Source organism: Actinoallomurus acanthiterrae (assembly GCF_054775715.1).
In genome coordinates this window covers 1627203-1647972 of sequence record NZ_BAAHCO010000001.1, presented here as the reverse complement: position 1 = coordinate 1647972, position 20770 = coordinate 1627203, and the positions used below count along the sequence as shown (strand labels likewise).

22 protein-coding genes are annotated in these 20770 nt (G+C 70.2%); 3 read left to right on the top strand and 19 right to left on the bottom strand.

What is annotated here, in order from left to right; all coding sequences use genetic code 11:
* Positions 1-65 precede the first annotated feature (65 nt).
* The 9 genes from ACYVF7_RS08205 to ACYVF7_RS08165 all read right to left on the bottom strand — a co-directional run bounded on the left by ACYVF7_RS08205 (position 66) and on the right by ACYVF7_RS08165 (position 9260).
* A complete protein-coding gene (locus ACYVF7_RS08205) occupies positions 66-611 on the bottom strand; it encodes an SDR family NAD(P)-dependent oxidoreductase (protein ID WP_460337234.1) in 546 nt (181 codons plus the stop codon).
* 95 nt (positions 612-706) lie between these two features.
* A complete protein-coding gene (locus ACYVF7_RS08200; protein ID WP_460337231.1) occupies positions 707-2122 on the bottom strand; it encodes an arabinofuranosidase catalytic domain-containing protein in 1416 nt (471 codons plus the stop codon).
* Positions 2123-2427: 305 nt separating this feature from the next.
* Complete coding sequence (locus ACYVF7_RS08195) at positions 2428-3015, bottom strand: GAF domain-containing protein (protein WP_460337228.1); 588 nt, start codon at positions 3013-3015, stop codon at positions 2428-2430.
* A 57-nt stretch (positions 3016-3072) separates the two neighbouring features.
* Complete coding sequence (locus ACYVF7_RS08190) at positions 3073-3654, bottom strand: GTP-binding protein (protein ID WP_460337225.1); 582 nt, start codon at positions 3652-3654, stop codon at positions 3073-3075.
* Positions 3635-4006, bottom strand: a complete 372-nt coding sequence (locus ACYVF7_RS08185; RefSeq protein ID WP_460337222.1) for a DUF742 domain-containing protein — start codon at positions 4004-4006, stop codon at positions 3635-3637. Before ACYVF7_RS08185 ends, ACYVF7_RS08190 begins: the two co-directional genes overlap by 20 nt.
* Positions 4003-4434, bottom strand: a complete 432-nt coding sequence (locus ACYVF7_RS08180) for a roadblock/LC7 domain-containing protein (protein ID WP_460337219.1) — start codon at positions 4432-4434, stop codon at positions 4003-4005. The genes ACYVF7_RS08185 and ACYVF7_RS08180 overlap by 4 nt, the downstream gene beginning before the upstream one ends.
* Positions 4435-4465: 31 nt before the next feature.
* Entirely contained in the window at positions 4466-5800 is a 1335-nt protein-coding gene (locus tag ACYVF7_RS08175) for a sensor histidine kinase (RefSeq protein ID WP_460337216.1), read from the bottom strand.
* A gap of 455 nt (positions 5801-6255) precedes the next feature.
* The gene (locus ACYVF7_RS08170; protein WP_460337215.1) at positions 6256-8073 is read right to left on the bottom strand and encodes a helix-turn-helix domain-containing protein; all 1818 of its coding nucleotides are present in this window, start codon (positions 8071-8073) and stop codon (positions 6256-6258) included.
* 179 nt (positions 8074-8252) lie between these two features.
* Positions 8253-9260: a DUF4331 family protein gene (locus ACYVF7_RS08165; protein ID WP_460337214.1), complete on the bottom strand. Its 1008-nt coding sequence runs from the start codon at positions 9258-9260 to the stop codon at positions 8253-8255.
* A 240-nt stretch (positions 9261-9500) separates the two neighbouring features.
* Between ACYVF7_RS08165 and ACYVF7_RS08160 the strand changes: the two genes are divergently transcribed.
* Positions 9501-10634, top strand: coding sequence for an epoxide hydrolase family protein (locus ACYVF7_RS08160; RefSeq protein WP_460337211.1), 1134 nt, complete (start codon positions 9501-9503; stop codon positions 10632-10634).
* 12 nt (positions 10635-10646) lie between these two features.
* Here the strand turns inward: ACYVF7_RS08160 and ACYVF7_RS08155 are convergent, their stop codons facing one another.
* From ACYVF7_RS08155 to ACYVF7_RS08110, 10 genes are all read right to left on the bottom strand, one after another.
* Positions 10647-11042, bottom strand: a complete 396-nt coding sequence (locus tag ACYVF7_RS08155) for a SixA phosphatase family protein (RefSeq protein ID WP_460357830.1) — start codon at positions 11040-11042, stop codon at positions 10647-10649.
* Between the two features lie 19 nt (positions 11043-11061).
* Positions 11062-11526, bottom strand: coding sequence for an NUDIX hydrolase (locus tag ACYVF7_RS08150; protein WP_460337208.1), 465 nt, complete (start codon positions 11524-11526; stop codon positions 11062-11064).
* The gene (locus ACYVF7_RS08145; protein ID WP_460337205.1) at positions 11516-13585 is read right to left on the bottom strand and encodes an RNA degradosome polyphosphate kinase; all 2070 of its coding nucleotides are present in this window, start codon (positions 13583-13585) and stop codon (positions 11516-11518) included. Before ACYVF7_RS08145 ends, ACYVF7_RS08150 begins: the two co-directional genes overlap by 11 nt.
* A gap of 260 nt (positions 13586-13845) precedes the next feature.
* Complete coding sequence (locus tag ACYVF7_RS08140; protein WP_460337202.1) at positions 13846-14082, bottom strand: adenylate/guanylate cyclase domain-containing protein; 237 nt, start codon at positions 14080-14082, stop codon at positions 13846-13848.
* The gene (locus tag ACYVF7_RS08135) at positions 14043-14825 is read right to left on the bottom strand and encodes a hypothetical protein (protein WP_460337199.1); all 783 of its coding nucleotides are present in this window, start codon (positions 14823-14825) and stop codon (positions 14043-14045) included. The genes ACYVF7_RS08140 and ACYVF7_RS08135 overlap by 40 nt, the downstream gene beginning before the upstream one ends.
* The gene (locus ACYVF7_RS08130) at positions 14826-15335 is read right to left on the bottom strand and encodes a PH domain-containing protein (protein ID WP_460337196.1); all 510 of its coding nucleotides are present in this window, start codon (positions 15333-15335) and stop codon (positions 14826-14828) included.
* Positions 15336-15384: 49 nt separating this feature from the next.
* Positions 15385-16017: a hypothetical protein gene (locus tag ACYVF7_RS08125; protein WP_460337193.1), complete on the bottom strand. Its 633-nt coding sequence runs from the start codon at positions 16015-16017 to the stop codon at positions 15385-15387.
* The gene (locus tag ACYVF7_RS08120; protein WP_460337190.1) at positions 16014-18560 is read right to left on the bottom strand and encodes an FtsK/SpoIIIE domain-containing protein; all 2547 of its coding nucleotides are present in this window, start codon (positions 18558-18560) and stop codon (positions 16014-16016) included. The genes ACYVF7_RS08125 and ACYVF7_RS08120 overlap by 4 nt, the downstream gene beginning before the upstream one ends.
* A gap of 66 nt (positions 18561-18626) precedes the next feature.
* Positions 18627-18887: a hypothetical protein gene (locus tag ACYVF7_RS08115; protein ID WP_360893109.1), complete on the bottom strand. Its 261-nt coding sequence runs from the start codon at positions 18885-18887 to the stop codon at positions 18627-18629.
* Positions 18888-19016: 129 nt separating this feature from the next.
* Complete coding sequence (locus ACYVF7_RS08110) at positions 19017-19862, bottom strand: biotin--[acetyl-CoA-carboxylase] ligase (RefSeq protein WP_460337187.1); 846 nt, start codon at positions 19860-19862, stop codon at positions 19017-19019.
* A gap of 175 nt (positions 19863-20037) precedes the next feature.
* Between ACYVF7_RS08110 and ACYVF7_RS08105 the strand changes: the two genes are divergently transcribed.
* Complete coding sequence (locus ACYVF7_RS08105) at positions 20038-20307, top strand: type II toxin-antitoxin system Phd/YefM family antitoxin (RefSeq protein WP_460337184.1); 270 nt, start codon at positions 20038-20040, stop codon at positions 20305-20307.
* A complete protein-coding gene (locus ACYVF7_RS08100) occupies positions 20297-20764 on the top strand; it encodes a PIN domain-containing protein (RefSeq protein ID WP_460337181.1) in 468 nt (155 codons plus the stop codon). Before ACYVF7_RS08105 ends, ACYVF7_RS08100 begins: the two co-directional genes overlap by 11 nt.
* Positions 20765-20770: the final 6 nt, after the last annotated feature.

Sequence of the window (20770 nt, the reverse complement as noted above, 5' to 3'; positions counted from 1 at the left end):
GCCCTGCGCCGCGGCGCGGTTCTCGAACATGCGCCGCATGCCGTCGGTGACGATCACACCAGGGCTCACGGTGTTCGCCGTGATCCCCAGCCGGCGAGATGACGGGCCAGCCCGGTACTCATGTTGACCACGGCGGCCTTCGCGGCGGAGTACTCGACCATGTTCGGCAGCGGCGTCGTCGCCGCACGACTCCCCAGATTGATGATCCGCCCCCAGCCGCGCTCACGCATCGGCGGCGCGAGCACGCGGATCAGCCGTACCGCCGAGACGACGTTGCCGTTCATCGCCTCCAGCCACGCCGACGGCTCGGCGGTCTCCCAGTCGTGCTCGGCGAACGGCCCGGCGTTGTTGACCAGGATGTCCGCTCCCCAGGAACGGGCCCGCGCGGCCACCTCCGCGGCGGCCTCCTCGTCGGTGAGATCGCCCAGCACCATCTCGGCTTCCCCACCGCCGGCGCGCACGCCGTCGGCGACCTCCATGGCGCGCGCGCCGTCACGGCCGTGCACCAGCACCGCACATCCCTCAGAGGCCAAACGCCGAGCCACCACCGCCCCGATGCCGCCGCTGCTCGCCGTCACCAGCGCTCGCCGCCCCGAAAGTTCCAGATCCATGGCGGCCAAGCCTAGGCAGGACCTCCGACACCGGTCACCGCGAAAGCGGCCGCCAGCCGGACGTGAACGGCGTCCGGGTGACGGCCGCCGTGGGGTCAGCGGTAGCCGGCGGCGACGATGTTCGCCTGTACCGCGTTCTCGGTGGCGTCGGTCGGGTAGCCGGAGGTCATGACGCCTTCATAAAAGGTGCCGGCCGAGCCCTTGCTGTTGTCGCCGCCGATGCCCAGGATGATGGCGCCCTCCTTGTGCATCGGGTTGTAGCCCGAGACGTTGGGGCGCACGCCGTTGTAGAACGTGGACAGACCGCCCGACTGAGCGTTGCCACCTCGGATGGACCAGTGGTTCGGCTCGCCCTTGACGATGGCGGTGGTGTACCGGTAGTTGATCGTGGGGTCATTGGCGTTGTAATGCTGGTTCACGCCGGAGAACAGGCCGTTCTCCAGGTCGGCCATGATCCACGGACCGTTGCCCGCGCCGTAGCCCCAGACCTTGATGTTGCCGAAGTAGATGGCCTCCATGTGGCCGTTGCCGGTGTCGTTGCTGCTGGTCTCGGCGTTGCCGTAGTCGAAGCAGCACCCGCCGTTGTAGTGCGTGCCGTCGAAGATCGCGTACTCGCCTTCGGCCTGGTCTCCGGTCGCGATGCCGTTGGTGCGGTTGTTGCGGTAGCCGGTGCCCGCGGCGACGTACACGCCGTAGGCCTTGTGGCCGTTCAGAGTGGTGGGTGCCGCGGTCGCGTTGGCGAGGTTGTCCGGGCCGCCGGCCGCCCCGCCCCCGGGCGCCTGGGTCAGGTTGTTCCCCCGGCCGGACTGGTCGTAGATGATCGTGATGACGCAGCTCGTACCGGAACAGAACGAGTCCTGCGCGGCGGCGTCGGCGACCCCGCCCGCGGACAGTACCCCGATGTCGCGGGTGGTGTTGTCCGAGGAACGGCGCACCTGGTACAGCGAACCGTTGTAGGAGGCGTACAGCGCGCGGGTCGTGCTGTGCGCCGCCACACACGGGGTGCCGCCGGTGGCATAGACGTCACACGGCAGGTTCGACGACGAGGGTGGCGGGGTCGGCGTCCCGGAGACGCCGCCGGTGCAGGTCGTGCCGTTCAGCGCGAAGTCGGCGGGGACCGGGTTGCTGCCGTTCCACGTGCCGTTGAACCCGAAGGCGGCGCTGCCCCCGCTGGCGATGCTGCCGTTGTACGAGGCGTTGGTGACGGTCACCTGCGCACCCGACTGGCTGTACGACCCGTTCCACAGCTGGGTGATGGTCTGCCCGGCCGGGAAGCTCCAGGTCAGCTGCCAGCCGTTGACCGCATCACCGAGATTGGTGACCGTCACGCTGGCGCCGAAGCCCCCGGACCACTGCGAGCTGACCGAGTAGTCGACCCGGCAGCCCGCTGCGGCCGACGATGCCATCCGCGCCCCGACCGCGACGGTGCCGGTGAGTGTGAGCGCGATGACGCCGGCGGCCGTGACCATCAGCCACCACCACCGACGAAGTGGAGAGTTGCCCTGTCGCACGCGTGAACTCCCATTCTCTGCGCGTGAGGTTTCCCGGAAGCGAGATTCGGCTTCCGCCTCACTCCCGGCGGATTCGGCATCCCGAACACAGCTCGAGATACTGAATTCTTAGCGGGAGTATGAGCACCGAGCCCGTCGTGTCAATGCGTCTGACACATCCCGGCCGGAGCTTCATGACGTCGCTGGTCAGGGCGGGGTGGATGCTGCGGACGCAGGCGTGCGGATTTCATTTCTTTCAATGGTCCGCCCGGCCGCACCGCCCGGGGCCTTCGAGGCGCCGACGGTGACGGCCCAGTCGGACCAGGTCATCCATGTTCTCTAAAAGAATTCGTCGCCCAGGTGCCGGGACCGTTCCGTAGACCGGCGCGCTGCTCGATCCTTTTCACGAGTGCGGCGGCCCGCGCCTTGATGAACGCGACTCCCTGCGAACCCCAATCGTGGGGCTTGGTGTCCACGACGCAGATGGTGCCCAGGGTTTCATCCTGGTCCATCAGCGGCGCGCCCAGGTAGGCGCGTACCCCGATTTGGTCCACCACCGGATTGCCGGCGAAGAGGTGGTAGTCCATTACTTCGTTCAGCGCCATGGCATGCTTCCGCGTCACCACGTACATGCAGTATCCCTCGTCACACGCCATTGTCCGGAATGGATCCGTCCTCGGGTCGACGCCCCGGTCGAGCGAGGAAGGGTACAGCCCGGCGAAGTACTGTCGTTCTGGGCCGATGATGTTCACCATCGCGAAGGGCGCATCCAGATCTTGGGCCAGGACGCGGGCGAATTCATCGAATTCTGGGTCGGGCTCTTCCCGGATACCCAGTTCCTGTAGCCGGGCGGCACGGCGATGCGCGTCCGTGTCTACGGGAGACACGAGACGGCGGATGGGGGGAAGACTCATCACGAACTCCTCAAGAAATCATCCAATAGCGCAGACTGTCGGTTGCGGAAGCTCACGTCAGGCGGACGCGACGTACACGGTGGTGAGGAGGTGCTGGATCAGGGACCGGAGGACCGATGTCGCGGAACGGGGGTCCCTCGCGTCGCACAACACGATCGGCACGCTCGGGCCGAGTTCGAGCGCTGCTCGCACTTCTTCAGGGACGTAGTGGAACGCGTCGTCGAATTCGTTGACCGCGACGAGGAACGGGATGCCGCGGCTCTCGAAGAAGTCGACGGCGGCGAAGGATTCGTCCAGACGACGGGTATCGGCCAGGACGACGGCGCCCAGCGCCCCGGCGGAAAGCTCGTCCCACATGAACCAGAATCGCTCCTGTCCAGGGGTTCCGAACAGGTAGAGCACGATGCGGTGCTGGTCGATGGTGATGCGGCCGAAGTCCATGGCCACGGTCGTCGTCGACTTGCCCTCTGTCCCGCTGAGGTCGTCGACGCCCGCGCTGGCCGTGGTGATGAGCTCTTCCGTGTTCAGCGGCTCGATCTCGCTCGTCGCGCCGACGAAGGTCGTCTTTCCGACGCCGAAGCCACCCGCTATCAGGATTTTGACCTGGGTGGGGAAGGCATCAGATTCGTTGTAGGCCATCGAGCAGCTTCTCCAGTAGGGCCCGGTCGACGGCGCCGGCCAGGCTGGGTGGGGCTTGGGTGGCGATGGCTCCGCAGTCCACCAGATCAGCGAGTAGAACTTTTGTGACGACTACCGGAAGGCGTATGCGTGCCGCGACCTCGGCGACCGAGAGCGGCGTATGGCACAGTTCGAGCACCCTGACGTGTTCTGGATCGAGGTCCGGGCTGGCCCGGCCGGTGCCGGCCACCAAGGAGAGCAGGTCCAGGTCCACGGTGGGGCGGGTGCGGCCCTCGTTCACCGTGTACGGGCGGATCAGTGGGCCGGCCGCGTGGTCGATCCAGACCTCATCGTCACTGGCTGCCACGTTCATCGACTTCGATCAGCAGGGGTGGCGGACGGTGTGCGGGCCGCCGTGTCCAGGAACGGCCGGACGGCTTTGATCAAGCGCGCCATCTCGTAGCCGACGACGGCCGGGTCGGCCTCCCCCTTCGCCAGCACCGCGAGGACCGAGTTGAAACCGGCCCACGAGATGAACAGCTGGCTGGGGTGGAGTTCGGCTACGACCTGGCGGACTTCGCCCCGGCCATCGAATTTGGTACCGGCACTCCGTGCCATGGAGAAGAGCCCGGAGGCGAGTGCCGCGAGATACTCCGAGCCGGACCGGTCCAAGCCGTGCGCGGCTTTCACCATTCCGTCCGAGGACAGCAGCACGCTGCCCCGAATGTCCGGGACTTCCTGGGCCAGGTTCTTCAGCAGCCAGGCGAGATCCGTCGACTGGTTCGGCGAGACGGCGCTCAATGCGGGTTCCTCCAGATTCGCTGATGTTCTTTTAAGCCGTTCCACCGGGCTCGCCCGTCAGGTCCTCGTCCCGGCCGCTGCGAACCCCTTTGCGGAATGCCGCCATCAGCCCGTGGTTGTGGCTGATATCCGCGTCGTCGTCCCGCGGCGCGGGAGCGCTCCGCAGTTCGGGGACCAGGTTGGTCTGGGCGCGACGTCTCGGTAGTTCCGGGCGCCGATCACCGTTCGCCGGAGATGCGGGGGCGGGCTGTCGATCCGTGTGCCGGACGGACGCGTCGGCACTGCCGTCCTGCCACGCGTCGGACCGGCCGCCGGGTCGGACCCCGGCGGCCGGTCCCGTTGCGGAGAGAGGCTGTGACGAGGTGAATGCGCCTGATGCCGCGGTTGACGGGACCGGCGCGGGTGCGGGCGGCGTCGCCGGTTGACCGCTGGTCTTCGGCGGTTCCGAACCGATCAACTCGTTCGGGATCACGACGACGGCCTGCGTGCCGCCGTAGATGTTCGTCTGCAACCTGACGGCGACGTCATGGCGTTGCGAGAGAGCGGCCACGACGAGCAGGCCGATACGTCCCTCCTCCACCAACGCGTCGGTGTCGATGTGCTCCGCGCCGGTGAGGAGGTCGTTCAGCCGGCGCTGGGTCTCCCGCGGTATGCCGAGGCCGCGGTCCTCGATCTCGACGACCAGGCCTGCGGTCACGGCTCCGGTGCGGAGGTAGACCTGCGTTTCCGGAGGCGAGAACCTGGTGGCGTTCTCGACGAGCTCGGCGAGCAGATGGATGACGTCCGCGACCGCGCCGCCGTCCAGTGCGCCCTCGACCGGCGGCACCACTTTGACCCGGCTGTAGTGCTCGACCTCGGCGATGGCCGAGCGCAGTACCTCGTACACGGTGACCGGCCTGCTCCACTGACGCCGCGGGGCAGCCCCGCCGATCACGGCGAGGCTTTCGGCCTGCCGGCGCAGGCGCGTGGCGAGGTGATCGACCCTGAACAGGCCCTTGAGGAGATCCGGATCCTCCACCTGGTTCTCCAACTCGTCGAGTCCCTGGATCGCCCGGTGGGAGAGCGTCTGCATCCGCCGCGAGAGGTTGACGAAGACCTCGACTCGCTGCGCGGGACCGCCGTCCGGTTTCGCGCTCGCCGCACTGACGAGAGCATTCCACGCCTCCTCATGCGCTCTCTGCGCCTCATGCGCGAGGTACGTCACCGGGTCGGCGGTCGTGGCGGCTCGCGAGCCGACGCCGCGGGGGGCGGGAACCTCGCCGGCCGCGATGCGCTCTGTCAGGACCCGCAGGTCCTCCCGGCCGCGAGAGACCAAAGGCGCGAGTTCGCCGAGTCGCCGCTGCAGGTCCGCAGACCCAATCGACAAATTGGCAATTATCCGCCGTTCTCGCCGGGTCGCCATACCCGCCGCGAAAATTGCGCCAGAGATGACGACCACCGCCCCCACGGCGGCGATGATGAGAGTCGGCCGCTCCTTCGACGGCGAGGCTCCCATCCCGATAAGTCCCGCCACCGCGGCCAGCCCCACGAACACCATGAGAATCGCGGGAACGACGGAAACACCCAGCTGGAAGGTGCGAGTGTCGGTCGGTCGATGTACACGGCGACCACGCGACCTGGCGTGGCGCCGGGGGTCCCGGCGTTCAGGGGCGGCAGGAGGCAGCTGAAGCTCAGACAATCGTCATCCTTGGTGCGGGGGCCGGTCGGCATGGGCCGCCTTAGAGAGCCATGTATAGGAGAGGGTCGGCATTCCGGCCAGGGTCACTTCGCACGGTGAGCCTCCGGCCTGGTGACGAAATGCTGCGTCAGGCAGGGGCCCGGTCAGCCGTCGTACGCCCTGAGGGCGAACCACATGTCATAACGTGCCGAGGGGCCGCGCAGCAGCGAGCGCTCGAGGACCTCCTCGATCCGGCCGAGTCGCTTCCGCGTCCCGGGCACCGAGATACCGAGCGCCGACGCCGTCGACTCGAGGCGGGCGTCGTGGTCCAACCACACGCGCAGCGTCTGCAGCAGGAGCCCTCGGCCGCCTTCCAGCAGAGGCGAGACCTGCAGCCGGCTCCAGTGACGTACGTGGGGATCATCAAGGAGCACGTCGACGGGTACGGGATCGCCGCCACCCGCGCCGTCGAGAACGCGTAGCGCCAGGTGCAGTCTCGCCTGGGTCGGGAGGTCATGCAGCGGACTGCCGAGGAGTCGTTCGATGTGACGCAGCCGCGCGGCCAGCGTGTTGCGGTGGATCTTCAGCTGACGTGCGGCACCGCCGTAGAAGTCCAGCCACGAGCGGAGCGTGGCGATCAACTCGGGTCCGTTGGGATCCTGAGCGCGGTCGGGGCGGTACTGAGACAGGGGCTCGAGCGTCTCCCGCGCCCACGCCTGCGCGCGAGGACGCAGGAGTCCGGCCAGATCACCACGCGGACTGAACCGGCTGTAGCGCCCGGCACTGCCACGCGCCACGGCGAGTGCGTGGAACGCCTGCGAATATCCAGAAGCGATCTCCCGAAGCGTGACGATGCCGCTGCAACCGACGTGGATGCTGCCGGAGAAGGCGGCAAAGGTCCGCAGCGCCTCCTCCTCTGTCTCGGTCGCCTCGTCGGCGGCCGGACCGATGACGATGACGTGCCCGGTGTAGACCGGACACCGAACGATCCACGCCCGACCGCCCGACACCTGGTTGAAGTACGCGCCGGCGCGGCCCTGGAAGCCGGGCGGACATTCCGCGACATAGACGCGCACGCTGTCGGCGAGCGGGGGCCCGAGCGCCCCGGAGATCCGGCGGGCGGCATCGACCTGACCGACCATGAGCAGATGGAGCACCGCCTCGCGGGTATGCGCCTCCGCCTGATTCAGGCGGCGTCCCTGAAGATCGGTGTAATCCACCCGCCGCCGCAGCTCCACGAGGCGTGACGCGTCCATGATCAGGCTGCGTACAGCCGGAGAGAACCGCTGCTCCTTCGCGACGACGAGTATCGTGCCCGCTTCTCCTTCGCCGATCGACTGAATGTGAACGACGCCGGTGCCCAGATCGGCGGCGGCGGCTCGGACCACGCCCTTCCGCACCCGCTCGAGGTCCTGGGCGACCTGGTCGAGGACGTCGCCGGGAGGGTGGGGAAAGGCGTGCAGCGGTTCGCCGGTCTGGTCGAGCAGCACGACGCTTCCCCCGACCTGCTGCGCGAGCCGGCGTACGAGGCGCTCCAGGCCACCCGGCAGCGTCGCGTCCCGGTGCAGCTCCCGCAGGTTCGTCGCATGACGGTGGTCGTTCTTCCGCTCCTCCCGGAGCACCGCCATGATCGCCGCCCACACGTGGGGCGGGTCCTCGGATGCGGCCAGCAACGGGATGTGATGGTGACGCGCGGACTCGGCGATGTCGGCCGAGTCCGTCACGCCGCGGGCCAGGACCACACCGGCGGCGCCGATCTCGCCGAGCCGCCGCACGGTCGCGGCCACGTCACCGCGTTCAGCACGAACCGAAAGGATCGCCAGGACACCCGAGAACGCGACCAGGTCCGCGTCCGGCCATCCCAGCGGATCCCCGTCGGAGAGCACGACCGCGGACTCCACCTCCGCGGTCTCGTCGACAGGCTCCACAAGGAGCCGCAACCTGGGCTCGAGCTGGTGCACGAGGGCGCTGAGCGTCGGCACGCGAATCCTCTTCTTCCACGGCCCACCGCATCCGACGTGCAGTCCGCCGCGCGACCGCCGTTCGAACGGCCGGGCACCACAGGCCAGCCTCACAATGGCGCGAACACCAGGAGCAACCGTTCACTCTTTCGGTTCGGCGTCCGCGCGGACAACGGTAATCCCCGCCCGAACGGCCGGCGTTACACCGCCGGAGCCAGGTAGGGGAAGTCCGCGCCGGGGACGCCCGCCGCGGACCGGGCGTCGATGCCCAGTGGGACGGCCCTGTTCAGTACCAGGGAGAACATCACCTCCGGTACGCATTCGGTGAGGCCCCGCCCGTTACGGCCGGCGAACCCGAAGTCGGCCGTGGTGCCGAGCCTGTACCGGAGGATGTCCGGAAAGAGGGTGTCGGCCACCCGCTGCGCGTGCGCCGCCGGGTCGTCGCTGGTTCCCATGGCCGTGACGACCTTGGCGACCAGATGGGCGACGAGCGGGCCGTGCACCATCCTGTCGTGGCTGGGATGGGTGGTGTTGTAGTCGTCGGCACGCTGAGAGTCGTCCGGATTGAAGATCGTGTTCACCAGTGGAGTGGCGCAGCGATTCACCTGGCCCCAGCCGCCCGCGTCGGTCGCCAGCGCCGTCGTCCCCCAGAACCCGATCTCGGGCGTGTCGAACGCCTGATCCGGAACCTCCATGACGATCGCGCACACATTGGTGCCCGCGAAAAGGTTCGCCGACGCGCTGTGGTCCACGGCGGACGGCTCGAACGGCGTTCCGTTCGCGACCGCGTGTTTGACCGCGCCGACGACGGTCCCGTTGATGTAGAACGGGTCCGCCGCCGGGCCCGCCCAGATCCGCATGCCGTCCGCCCCGCGGATCTCCCGGCCGGTGCGTCCTTGGCCCACGACGACTCCGGGGGCGGTCCGATCGCGCGCGTCGGCGCCGTCCAGCCGTCGTACCTCGAATGCCTGATCACCATCGGGTTCCGGGTCCCGGAAGGTCACGACGTACGTGCGATTCTCGATCGCGTCACCGTCCGTGTCGATCCTGAACTCGTACCGGCCCTCCGGGTGGAAGCCGCCAGATCCGGAAAGCGGGTTCACGTTCATGATGAAGACGGTCCCGCTCCCGCCGCGGAAGACGTACACATCGCTGATGTCGAGGCGGGGATCCTGGCGGGCGAGTGGCGAATCGAGATGGTGGGACATCACTGCTCCGTCACTGGAGGTACGAGGGGCTTTTCCGCCGGGAACCGGCCGCTCGACGATAGGTCGTACGTGGGAGCGACGACCAGAATCACCTTGCACAGCGAGCCCGAAACCCGGTTTCGAAACGCTTGGTCACCGGCCGCCGCACGGAGCCCAGGCTCGTAATGCGGTCGGTATCTGACCTGAGTGGTCCCTACCGTGTCCCCGTTCGGACGATGCGATCGACGGCTGAGGAAACCCATGGAGATCAACCCATTCAAGATCGACATCCCGCAGGCGGATCTCGACGATCTGCGAGACCGGCTCGCCCGGACCCGCTGGCCCGACGAACTTCCCGGCGTGGGCTGGGACTACGGCGTCGCCCGCTCCTACCTCCGGGAGACGGTCGAGTACTGGCTCGACGGATACGACTGGCGGGCCCACGAGACGCGGCTGAACGAGGTGCCGCAGTTCACCACGGCGATCGACGGGCAGAACGTGCACTTCCTGCACGCACGCTCTCCGGAGCCCGACGCCGTCCCGCTCATCGTCACGCACGGCTGGCCGAGCACGGTGACCGACTTCCTGGACATCATCGGCCCGCTCACCGACCCCCGCGCCCATGGCGCGGACCCCGCCGACGCGTTCCACGTCGTGGCCCCCTCCGTACCCGGATTCCCCTTCTCCGGCCCCACCCGGGAGAAGGGCTGGGGGAGCAACCGCGTCGCACGCGCCTGGGCCGAGCTCATGCGCCGCCTCGGCTATGACCGCTACGGCGCCCAGGGCGGCGACTTCGGCTCCCTCGTCTCCGCGGAGCTCGGCCGCGTCGCTCCCGCGAACGTCATCGGCGTCCACCTCAACGCCTTCGTGGGTGCCTCGGCCCCGGCGGGCCCGCACGAACTCGACCTGCTCTCCGACGCCGAACGCGAGCAGGCCCAGGCGAACCAGGCCTGGTGGCAGGCCCACTCGGGGTACGCCACCCAGATGTCCACCCGCCCGCAGACGGTGGCGTACGCCCTGAACGACTCGCCGGCGGGGCAGTTGGCCTGGAACCTGGAGTGGTTCGTCGACCACGACCCAACGCGGACCCGGCAGCCGCTCGCCGGCCGGGACGCCGTGCTGACGAACGTCAGCGCCTTCTGGCTGACCTCCACCGCCGGCTCCGCCGCACGCCTCTACCGCGAGATCGCCGCCGACGGCTGGCGGCCGGCCTCCTCCGGAGTGCCGACCGGCGTCGCCAAGTTCCTCGGCGACCGCGCGATCCGGGCGCTGGCGGCCCTGTCGAACAACGTCACCCACTGGTCGGAGTTCGACACCGGCGGCCACTTCGCCTCTCTCCAGGCCCCCGAACCGCTCGTCGCCGACATCCGCGCCTTCTTCCGTACCGTGCGCTGACGGTCCGGCAAATCAGCAGGCGTGGTGTTCGGTGGAGGCGAGGGCGCCGTCGGCGACCTGGAAGACCCAGAAGCCGCCCTTCGGGAGCCTGGGCTCCTCCGGAGGCATCGCGCCGAGCTCCTCGCAGACGCGGGAGACGAGCTCGGGGACGAGCTCGCCGTGGGTGCAGATCAGGACGGGGACGCCGTCGGCGAGGAACTCGGCGACGCGGTCGCCCGGGGCCTTCGAGGTGCCGACGGTGACGGCCCAGTCGGTGCGGACCTCGGAGCCGGTCTTGGAAGCGTAGGGCAGCACCGTCTCCAGGCAGCGCGCCGTCGCCGAGCTGATCACGCGGGTGGGGCCGTAGCAGGTGAGGACGTCGTCGAGCCGCTGCGCCTGGGCGCGGCCCTCCTCGTCGAGGGGGCGCAGCAGGTCGTCGTCCTGCCAGTCACGCTTCTCCAGCGCGTCGGCGTGCCGCAGGATGATGTACGGCGTCGTGCGGGAGAGGGCCGGCGGCGAACGCCTGCAGGACCCAGAGGTCGTGCTCGTACGTGAGGCGTTTCATCGCCTGGTCGAGCGGCAGCCAGTCGACCCGGTCGACCTCGTCGCTGGGCACGAACCGGCTCTCGTCGCCGGTGGCCGCCCAGTAGTCGACCCGTTTGGGCCGATCGCCCCGGGGATAGCGGACCGTGGGCAGCCGGCGGCCGAGCACCGGCCAGACCCCGGTCTCCTCCCAGACCTCGCGCGCGGCGGCGCGTACGAGGTGCTCGTCGCGGTCGACCTTGCCCTTGGGGAACGACCAGTCGTCGTACCGCGGGCGGTGGACGAGGGCGACGAGCGGGCGCCCGTCGGGGCCAGGGTGCCACAGCACGGCACCGGCGGCACGGATGGTCCCCGGCAGGTCAGGCGTCAACAGTCCTCCAGCGACGTGCGCGCATCAGTTGAGTCTGCACGTCGATGTCCCCCTCATGCCGGGTCCAAACGCCGTTCTCATCGAGGATCCAGCACTTGGTGTCGACGCCCATCGCGAGCTCGAAGCGGCCGACGAGGTCGGCGCAGTGGGCCGGGTCGGTGACTCGGACGAGGGTCTCGACCCGGCGGTCGAGGTTGCGGTGCATGAGGTCGGCGCTGCCGATCCACACCTCGTGCTCCCCACCGTTCTCGAAGGCGTACACGCGGGAGTGCTCGAGGAACCGGCCGAGGGTGCTGCGGACATGGATCGTCTCCGACATGCCGGGCACGCCGGGGCGGAGCGCGCAGATGCCGCGGACCCAGATGTCGATCGGCACGCCCTCCTGCGACGCCCGGTAGAGCGCGTCGATGCTCACCTCGTCGACCAGCGCGTTGGACTTGATCCGGATGCGCGCCGGGCGGCCGGCCTGGTGGTGCTCCACCTCCCGCTCGATGCGCCGGACGAGGCCGCTGCGCACGAAGTCGGGGGCCACGAGGAGCCGCTTGTACTCGATGTCGCGCGAGTAGCCGGTGAGGTGGTTGAACAGGGCGCTGGCATCCTGGCCGACGTCCGGGTCGGCGGTGAGCAGGCCGTAGTCCTCGTAGATCCGGGCGGTCTTGGGGTTGTAGTTGCCGGTGCCGATGTGGCAGTAGCGGCGGAGGGTCCCGTCGGACTCCTCGCGGACGACCAGCGCGACCTTGCAGTGGGTCTTGAGGCCGACGAAGCCGTACACGACGTGGCAGCCGGAGCGCTCCAGCTTGCGCGCCCAGCTGATGTTGGCCTCCTCGTCGAACCGCGCCTTGATCTCGACGACCACGACGACCTGCTTGCCCGCCTCGGCGGCGTCGATGAGGGCGTCGATGATCGGCGAGTCGCCGCTGGTGCGGTACAGCGTCTGCTTGATCGCCAGGACCTGCGGGTCGGCGGCGGCCTCCTCGATCAGGCGCTCGACGCTCGTGGTGAACGAGTCGTACGGGTGCTGGACGAGGACGTCGTGGTCGCGCAGGGTGGCGAAGATGTCCGCGTCGTGCGGCAGGGCGGCCTCCGACGGCACGAACGGCGTGTACTTCAGCTCGCCGCGGTCCAGTCCCGCGATGGCGAACAGGCCGCCGAGGTCGAGCGGGCCGGGCACGCGGTAGACGGCACGCTCGTCGACCTCCAGCTCGGTCATCAGCAGGTCGAGCACCTCCGAGGTGATCGACTCTTCGACCTCCAGGCGGACGACCGGGCCGAAGCGACGGCGCAGCAGCTCGCGTTCGAGGGCCTGGAGGAGGTTCTCGGCGATGTCCTCGTCGACCTCCAGGTCCTGGTTCCGGGTGACCCGGAAGGCGTGGTGCTCGATGATCTCGGTGCCGGTGAACAGCTCGGGCAGGTTCTCCGCGATCACGTCCTCCAGCGGGACGAACCGCGACGGCGACGCCTCCAGGAACCTCGGCAGCAGCGCCGGCACCTTGACCCGCGCGAACATCGTCGCGCCGATCTGCGGGTCGCGGACCAGCACGGCCAGGTTCAGGGACTGCCCGGAGATGTACGGGAAGGGGTGCGCCGGGTCGACGACCAACGGGGTGAGCACCGGGTAGATCCGCCGCCGGAACAGGCGGTTGAGGCTCTCCTTCTCGGTGTCGGCCAGTTCGTCCCAGCGCAGCAGCTCGATCCCCTCTTTGGCGAGGGCGGGGAGGAGCTCCTGCTGGAACAGCGCCGCGTGCTTGAGCATCAGCTCGTGCGCCACCTCGGACGTGTGCGCGAGGACCTCGCGGGGCTGCCGCCCGCTGGCGGACTGGACCGCGATGCCGGTGGCCATGCGCCGGGCCAGCCCGGCGACCCGGACCATGAAGAACTCGTCGAGGTTGGTCGCGAAGATCGCGAGGAACTTCACCCGCTCGAGCAGCGGCAGGGAGGGGTCGGCCGCCAGATCCAGAACGCGCTGGTTGAACCGGAGCCAGCTCTCCTCCCGGTCGAGGAAACGATCTTCAGGGAGTCCGTCCGCAGATCGGGCGAAATGCTCTGGTTCAACACTCATGAGGTATATGATCCCCATTTTCCGTGAACGGAAAGCCAATAAAGTGTTGCCCAGCTGTTACTTGACGCCGCCAACCGGGCTAAAACCCCAGCTTACGGCGCTTTAGCCGCAGGTCCGCGCCCAGGGGTGCGCCGAACGTCCGTACTCGGTCCGGCGCGACGCCTTCGAGATCGGCGCCGTACCCCCGAGAGCACGGATGGCACCCGTACCTGGGGGGCGTGGTCGCCTCCTACCGGGGCGATGCCGCGGGGACCTGGCCGCTAACGCGCTCGGCGGACGACGTACGGCTGGACGATGCCGAGGCCACGGGCCGGGCGGCGGCCGATGCGGACGAGCTGGTACGCGTCATCGCCGCGCAGTGCCTCGGCCAGACCGGCGTCGGCGAGGACGGTGCGGGGCCGGGCGATCGAGGTGAGCCGGCTCGCGAGGTTCACGGTCGTGCCGAAGACGTCGCCCATCAGCGTGAGCACCAGGCCGTACGCCATGCCGACGCGCACGTCCGTGTCCCCGCCCGCGCGGATCGCCTCGGCGATGCGCAGCCCGATCTCCGCGCCCAGCGCGGGCGTGTCGGCGGTGTAGAGGACCTCGTCGCCCAGGGTCTTGACGAGCGGCCACCGTGCTCGGCGACGATGTCGGAGGCGGTCTCCTCGAAGCGTTCGACCAGCCGGGCCAGCTCGCGCTCGTCGAGGTGCCGGCTGGTCTCGGTGAACTCCACGATGTCGGCGAAGCCCACGGCCCGCCGTGGCCGTCCCGGCAAGGCGTCCTCCGCCGTCGAGGCGGTCAGCGCGCGGGTGCCGGCGGCGGCGAGCTGCCGGCGCCACGCGTGGACGAGGAGAGGCTCCAGCGCCGCGATGTGGTTCTGGGCGTGACCCATGATGAGGCGGACGACCTCGGGCGACGGCGGCTCGAGGGGGTCGGTGAGCGCGCCGACGATGATGTCGATCTGCCATTCGGCGAGCCGCGCCATCGTCTGGCCGACCGCGCGGACCATGCGAAGGACCATGTCCTCGTCCAGCAGACCCGCGTGGAGGAGGTCCCGGATCCGGACGAGGGCGTCGAGGTCGCCTTCGGTGAAGGCGACCGTCTCGTCGGCGAGATGCGGGAACCCGAAGGCGCGCCAGAGCCGCTGGGTGAACTCCTCCGACACCCTCGACCGCTTGATCGCGTCGATCCGGGTGTAGCGAAGCTCGCCGCCGAGGAGCAGCTCCTCGATCTCCCGCGGGTCCGGCGCGTCGTTCATCTACGGGCGTACGCCGTCGCCGTCGGTCAGCTCCTCGACGATGCGGTAGAGCTGGTTCTGGGTGTGCTCGACGCGGGGGATGTTCTTCAGCACGAGCTGGCCGTGCTCGCCGCCCGACTCGACGGTGAGCGTGCCGCTGCCCAGGATCCGCTGGATCAGGCTCTGCCGGAACGACACGTCGTTGACCCGCGTGAGGGGGATGTCGCGGTGCGAGCGGGACAGGATGCCGTCACGCATGGCGAACCGCCGGTTGGTCAGCGTGTACGACGTCGTGACCCACCGCAGGAACGGGAGCAGCCCGACCACGAGGACCGCGACGAGGCCCACGGCCGCGATGATGAGGCGGATCAGCGTCTGCGCGCTGCCGCCCGGGATGAAGAAGATCGCGACGGCGGCGATGGCGATCGCGACGACCCCCCAGAAGATCGTGCCGACCAGCGTCGTCCAGTGGGGGTGGAATTCAAGGACGATCTCTTCGTCGTCGCCCAACGCGCTCTTCGCAAGACCCATGGCGCAATCCTGGCAGAAACCATCGCTCTATGGATGCGCAGTGCGTCGATCACGTCACAAAGTGGACAACGATGAAGATGAGCGCGATGAGCCACACGCCGCCGCCGCCGGCCAGCCCGCCGGTCGCGGTGTCCACGGCGTACTCCCGCTCCTCGTGCGACGTGCGCAGCCGGATCCAGCCCTTGGCCGCCTGCTGACCGATCAACGGCGCCGCCAGCACCGGCCCGTACGCCAGGACGAGCCGCACCTGGCCCAGGTCGCGCAGGCCCTTCGCGAGCTCGAAGCCGACCACGGTGACCAGCACGGCCGCGACGAACCCGAGCACCGCCGTCTGGATGTACCGGCCGGTGAGGGGGTAGTGCACGGGTTCGCGCACCCGCCGGTGCGCGTCGCCCAGCAGCTCCGCGGCCTCCTGGTCCCGTCGCACGTCGTCGCCGGGATCGGGAAGCTCGCCCACCGCGTGGGGGCCGAACCGCGTCGTCAGCTCCCGCCAGACGCCGGCGGCCCGTTCCTCCAGCCCGTCGAGACGCGCCCACTCCTGCTCGACCGAGGCGTACGCCTCGGTCCGCCGCTCCTCGGCCTCGTCGAGCCGGCGCCGGGCCTCCTCCGCCGCCAGCAGCCTCCGGCCGGCCTCCGCGGCGTACTCCTTGTACGCCCGCCGTGCCGCCTGCGGATCCGTCATCGGCCCTCCGCCGCCTCGCTCATGACCTCAAAGGGGATGATCGGCTGGGGCGGCTCGCCGGTGCGCTGATCGTGGAACAGGGCGCGGCGGCGGCGCGGGGTCCAGCTCAGCATCTGGCCGCCCGGCAGCGGCGACAGCTCGCTGTCCCGTACGTCCAGGGCGACCCACGCGTCGATGTTGCGCACCGACCCGACGCGCTCGACGACGTCGGCCTTGAGCCGGTCGGTCGTACGCCACCAGCCGAGCACGTGCATACGGTGCTCCGGGCCGTACTCGACCAGGCGGCGCACCGACCGGCGCTGCTCGTCGGAGCGGGCGGTCACGGCGTCCACCGCGAACAGCGCGAGGTACTCGGGCACGGCCCGGTCGGCGACCTCGGGCAGCTCGCCGCCGAGGACGGCCTCGTGGCCGTTGTCGACCAGGCGCCGCAGCAGCAGGCCGACCCGGGGCTCCAGCTGCTCGTCCAGCGCGTACAGCCGGAAGACCGCCGACCCGGGCGCGTGCCCGCGGGCCAGCGACAGCACCGCCGAGGCCAGCACGTCGTACGCCTCGTCGGCGCGGGTGCCGACGACCGCGAGGTTGCGGCCCGGCGCGCGGTCGAAGCGCACGGTCGCGGCGCTGCCGGCCAGGTCGATCCGCTGCCCGACCGCGCTCTCCCCCGGCGGCAGGGTCGGGGCGGTCATCAGCTCCGGGACGTGCGCGCCGTCGAAGATCCGCGGGGGTTCGAGGTGCTCGGGACGGCGCTGCCACAGCTCCCGCTGCAGCGCGTCGAACGTCCCGGCCGTCCCCGCGTCCGGCAGCCGGGCGATGCGGTTGGCCTGCCGTGCCCCGGACTCGGCGTTGACCACCGCGCAGAAGCGCGCGACCTGGAGCGCGGCGAGGTTGTCGTCGGCGAGGATGCGGCGCGCCTTCGGCAGCGCGATCCGCAGCGTGAACTGGTCGAGGATGGCCCCGCGCCCCCACAGCGACTGGACACCGCCGATGTTCTGGCTGGCCAGGACGAGATGGATGCCCTGCGAGCGGCCACGGCGGGCCAGGTCGTTGAGGAGGTACAGCGACTCGTCGGTGATCTTGCCCTGCTGCTGGATGAGCACCTGGAACTCGTCGATCACCGCGACGATGCGCGGCCAGTGCCCGTCCGGGTCGACGGCCCGCAGCTCCTCGATCTTGGTGACCTCGTGCTCGCGGGCGGCGGCGCCCCGGCGTTCGAGCTCGCGGGAGAGGAAGCGCAGCAGCGCCAGGCCGAACTCCCGGTCGTTGTTGATGTTCACGCCGATGAGCCGGGCGTGCGGCAGCCACGTCTTGTCCGTACGGCCGCTGGCCAGGCGGGCGAACGACACGCCCTCCTTGAAATCGAGGAGGTAGAACTCCAGCTCGTCCGGCGAGTAGCGGGCGGCCATCGACCCGATCATCGCGTAGAGGAAGTTGGTCTTGCCGGAGCCGGGCGGTCCGCCGACGAGCGCGTGCACCGGGTCGTCGCCGAGGAAGACCTCGACCGGTTCGTACCGGTCGACGTCCTCGCCGATGGGCGCCCGGACCCCGGCCGCCGACGACTCGCTCCACATCCGGTGCGGGACGAGCTCGGCGAACCGCGGCGGGTCGCGCTCGATGCCCGCCCAGCGGGCGGCCCGCTCGCAGACCGCGCGGACCAGCTCGGCAGGCGGCGGCTCGACCGTCACCTCCAGCCCACCCGTCATCGAGGTCGTGACGCGCCGGTCCGCCGCGATGTCGACCGTCTCGATGCCCGGCGCGTCGTCCACGGGGACGTCGCGGCACACCACGTGGATGCCGCAGGCCGCCCCGGCGTGCAGCACGCTGTTGAGGTGGGCGATCTCGTCGTCCCGGAACCCGCGCACCGGGCTCTGCACGATCACGACCTGCCACGGCTCGGGCCGCCGGCCCGTGGCCGCGGCGAGCGCCGCGAGCGAGGAGTGCCCGCCGCCGAGTACGTCGCGCTGGATCCGCCGGATGTCACGATCCAGCGAGCCGAGCAGGTCCTTGAACTCCTCCACACCGTAGACCGTGAGCAGCCCCGGCCGGGACAGGGCGTGGAAGCCGCCCAGCCCCGCTCCGAGCCGCCGCGGGTCGTACAGGCTGACCCGTACGGAGCCGGGCCGCGTCGTCGCCACGATCCGGACGAGCAGCGAGTCGACGATCGCGTCGGCCAGCGGCGTCTGGCCGCCGGTGATCTTCAGGTGGCCGGTGTCCAGCAGCGGCATCAGTGCGGGGACGTCCCCCGCGACCGTCCCGGCGCGGTACAGGCACGGGCCGGCGTCGGCGGGCTCCGGCTCGGCCGGCCAGTCGGACCAGGCGGCGGACGCCGCGCCGGGGGCGGCCTCGCCGGCCAGCTCCCGCCAGCCGTCGACCGCCGCGGCCGTCTCCGGCCCGCTCGTCGCCGCGACGTCGTGGCGGCCCTGCTCGACCGCGGCCTCGGCGCGGGCGATCATCTCGTCGAGCTCGCTCCGGCGGGCGCGGATCGCCCCGCGTGCCTGCCGGATGTCCTTGCGCACGGCGGCAACGAGATCGCCGGGCTTGAGCGTCATGTGGGGATCCTGCGGCTTTCACGCAGACGGCGGTGGGCGGGTACCTCGGTCTGGGATGTGACGGCGTTAAAGCCCCTCGGCGTAGGCGTTCGCCTCTTCGATCGCGGCGCCGATCTGGCTCTGGGTCTCCTCGATGCTCTCGACCGCCTGCCCCATCGCGCCCAGCGCGCCGCTGAGCGCGTCGTGCTCGCTCCCCTGGGCCACCGCGATCAGGTACTGCAGCGCCGACTCGGCTCGGCCGCCGGCCTGGACGAGCAGCTGCACGGCCTGTTCGGCCTCTTCGCCGGCCTGGGCGATGGCGCCCTTGAGCTCAGCCACACTGGCCATGCAACGACCTCCGGAGGATGGGGATAGCCCAATTAAACCGGCGTGTCGCGGACCGGTCCAGTTGGGTCCGCGTACCGAGCATCGTGCCTGCGCGTCGGCGAGATCCCCGTACCCGACGGCGATTCCGGCTTATCGGACATGGACGACGTCGCCGGCGCTGAGCGCGTGGTCGCCGTCGGCCGCGCGGACGACCAGCCGCCCGTTCTCGTCGACGTCCACGGCCTCGCCCGTGAGGACGCCGCCGGGCGCGCCCGGGGCGCCGCCGGGCAGCTCGACGCGCACCTGCCGGCCGAGCGTCGCGCACACCTCGCGGTACTCGTCCCGCAGGGACCCCTCGAACCACTCCCCGCAGAAGTCGACGTAGCGGGCCGCCAGCTCGCGCAGGATCGCGCGGAGCACCGGGTCGCGGTCGGTCGGAGCGCCCTCCAGCGCCAGGGAGGTCGCGGTCGGCACGGGCAGCTCGTCGGCGCGCAGGCTGACGTTGAGCCCGATGCCGAGCACGACGGCGTCCCCCGCGCGCTCGGCGAGGATCCCGGCCAGCTTCCGGCCGTGGATGAGCACGTCGTTCGGCCACTTCAGCGCGGCGTCGGCCATCCCGCCCCGCTCGACCCCCTCGACCTCGGCGAACCCGCGCAGCGCGGTCACCACCGCCACCCCGGCCATCAGCGGCAGCCAGCCGAGCCGGGCGAGCGGGACCTGCGGGCGCAGGAGCACCGAGAAGGCCAGCCCCGAACGCGGCGGGGCGGTCCAGGCCCGGTCGAGGCGGCCGCGCCCCGCCGTCTGCTCCTCGGCGACGAGCACCAGGCCCTCATCGGCGCCGTCGCCGGCGGCCGCCGCCAGGTCGGCGTTGGTCGAACCGGTCTCGGCCACCACCCGGATCTCGCGCCACAGCCCGTTCGGGCTGACGAGGGCGCGGTTCAGCGCCCGCTCGTTCAGCGGCGGCCGGTCGAGGTCGGTGTACGGCGAGTGGCTCACCACACCAGCGTAGGGGTGCCCGACCCGCACGAAGTCGGCCCCGCGCCCATACTTGGTCGGCCATCACGCCTCTCTGCGTCTCCCAGCACGGGGCCGCGGCGCCGCTTGTGCTGCACCAGGGATCCACGTGTGCTACCCGGTAGCACACTGCAGCACGAGGCTCTAACCTGGTCCTATGGATACTCAGCCCGAGATCACACAGCGGGACCTGCGTAACCGGTCCAGGGAGATCATGGACGCCGTCCAAAGCGGCCAGTCGTTCACCGTCACGCGCGACGGACACCAGATCGGTGAACTCGTTCCGCTGCGGCGGCGCCGCCGGTTCGTCTCCCGCCAGGAGTTCGCCGCGATGTCCAGGTCTGCCCCCGACATCGACCTCGAGGCCTTCCGCGCCGACCAGGACGTCACTGCCGACCTCTACACGGACGATCCCTATGCGCGCTGAGCGGCCCACCCACGCCCAAGGGCTCCTGGACACCAACATCATGATTCTGCGCCGGTGGGTGGATCCGGAGGAGCTGCCGGACGAGATGGCGATCACCGCCATCACCCTGGCCGAGCTGTCCGCCGGCCCCCACGAAGTACGCCGCAACGACGAACAGAACGACTACGACGAGCACACCGAACGCGCCCGGCGCCTCGATGTGCTGCAACGCGCCGAGCACGAATTCGACCCCATTCCGTTCAGCGCGGAAGCCGCCCGCATCTACGGCCGTGTCTGTGCCGCTGTGATCAGCACCGGGCGCAAGCCACGCCGCCGCGTTGCCGACCTGATGATCGCCGCCATCGCCGTCGCCGAGAACCTCCCGCTTTTCACCACCAACCCCGACGACTTCAAAGGCTTGGAAAGTCTTCTCGCCGTCGTACCGGTCACCCGCCCGAGAGTGCCCCACGAGGGCTGAGGGGCA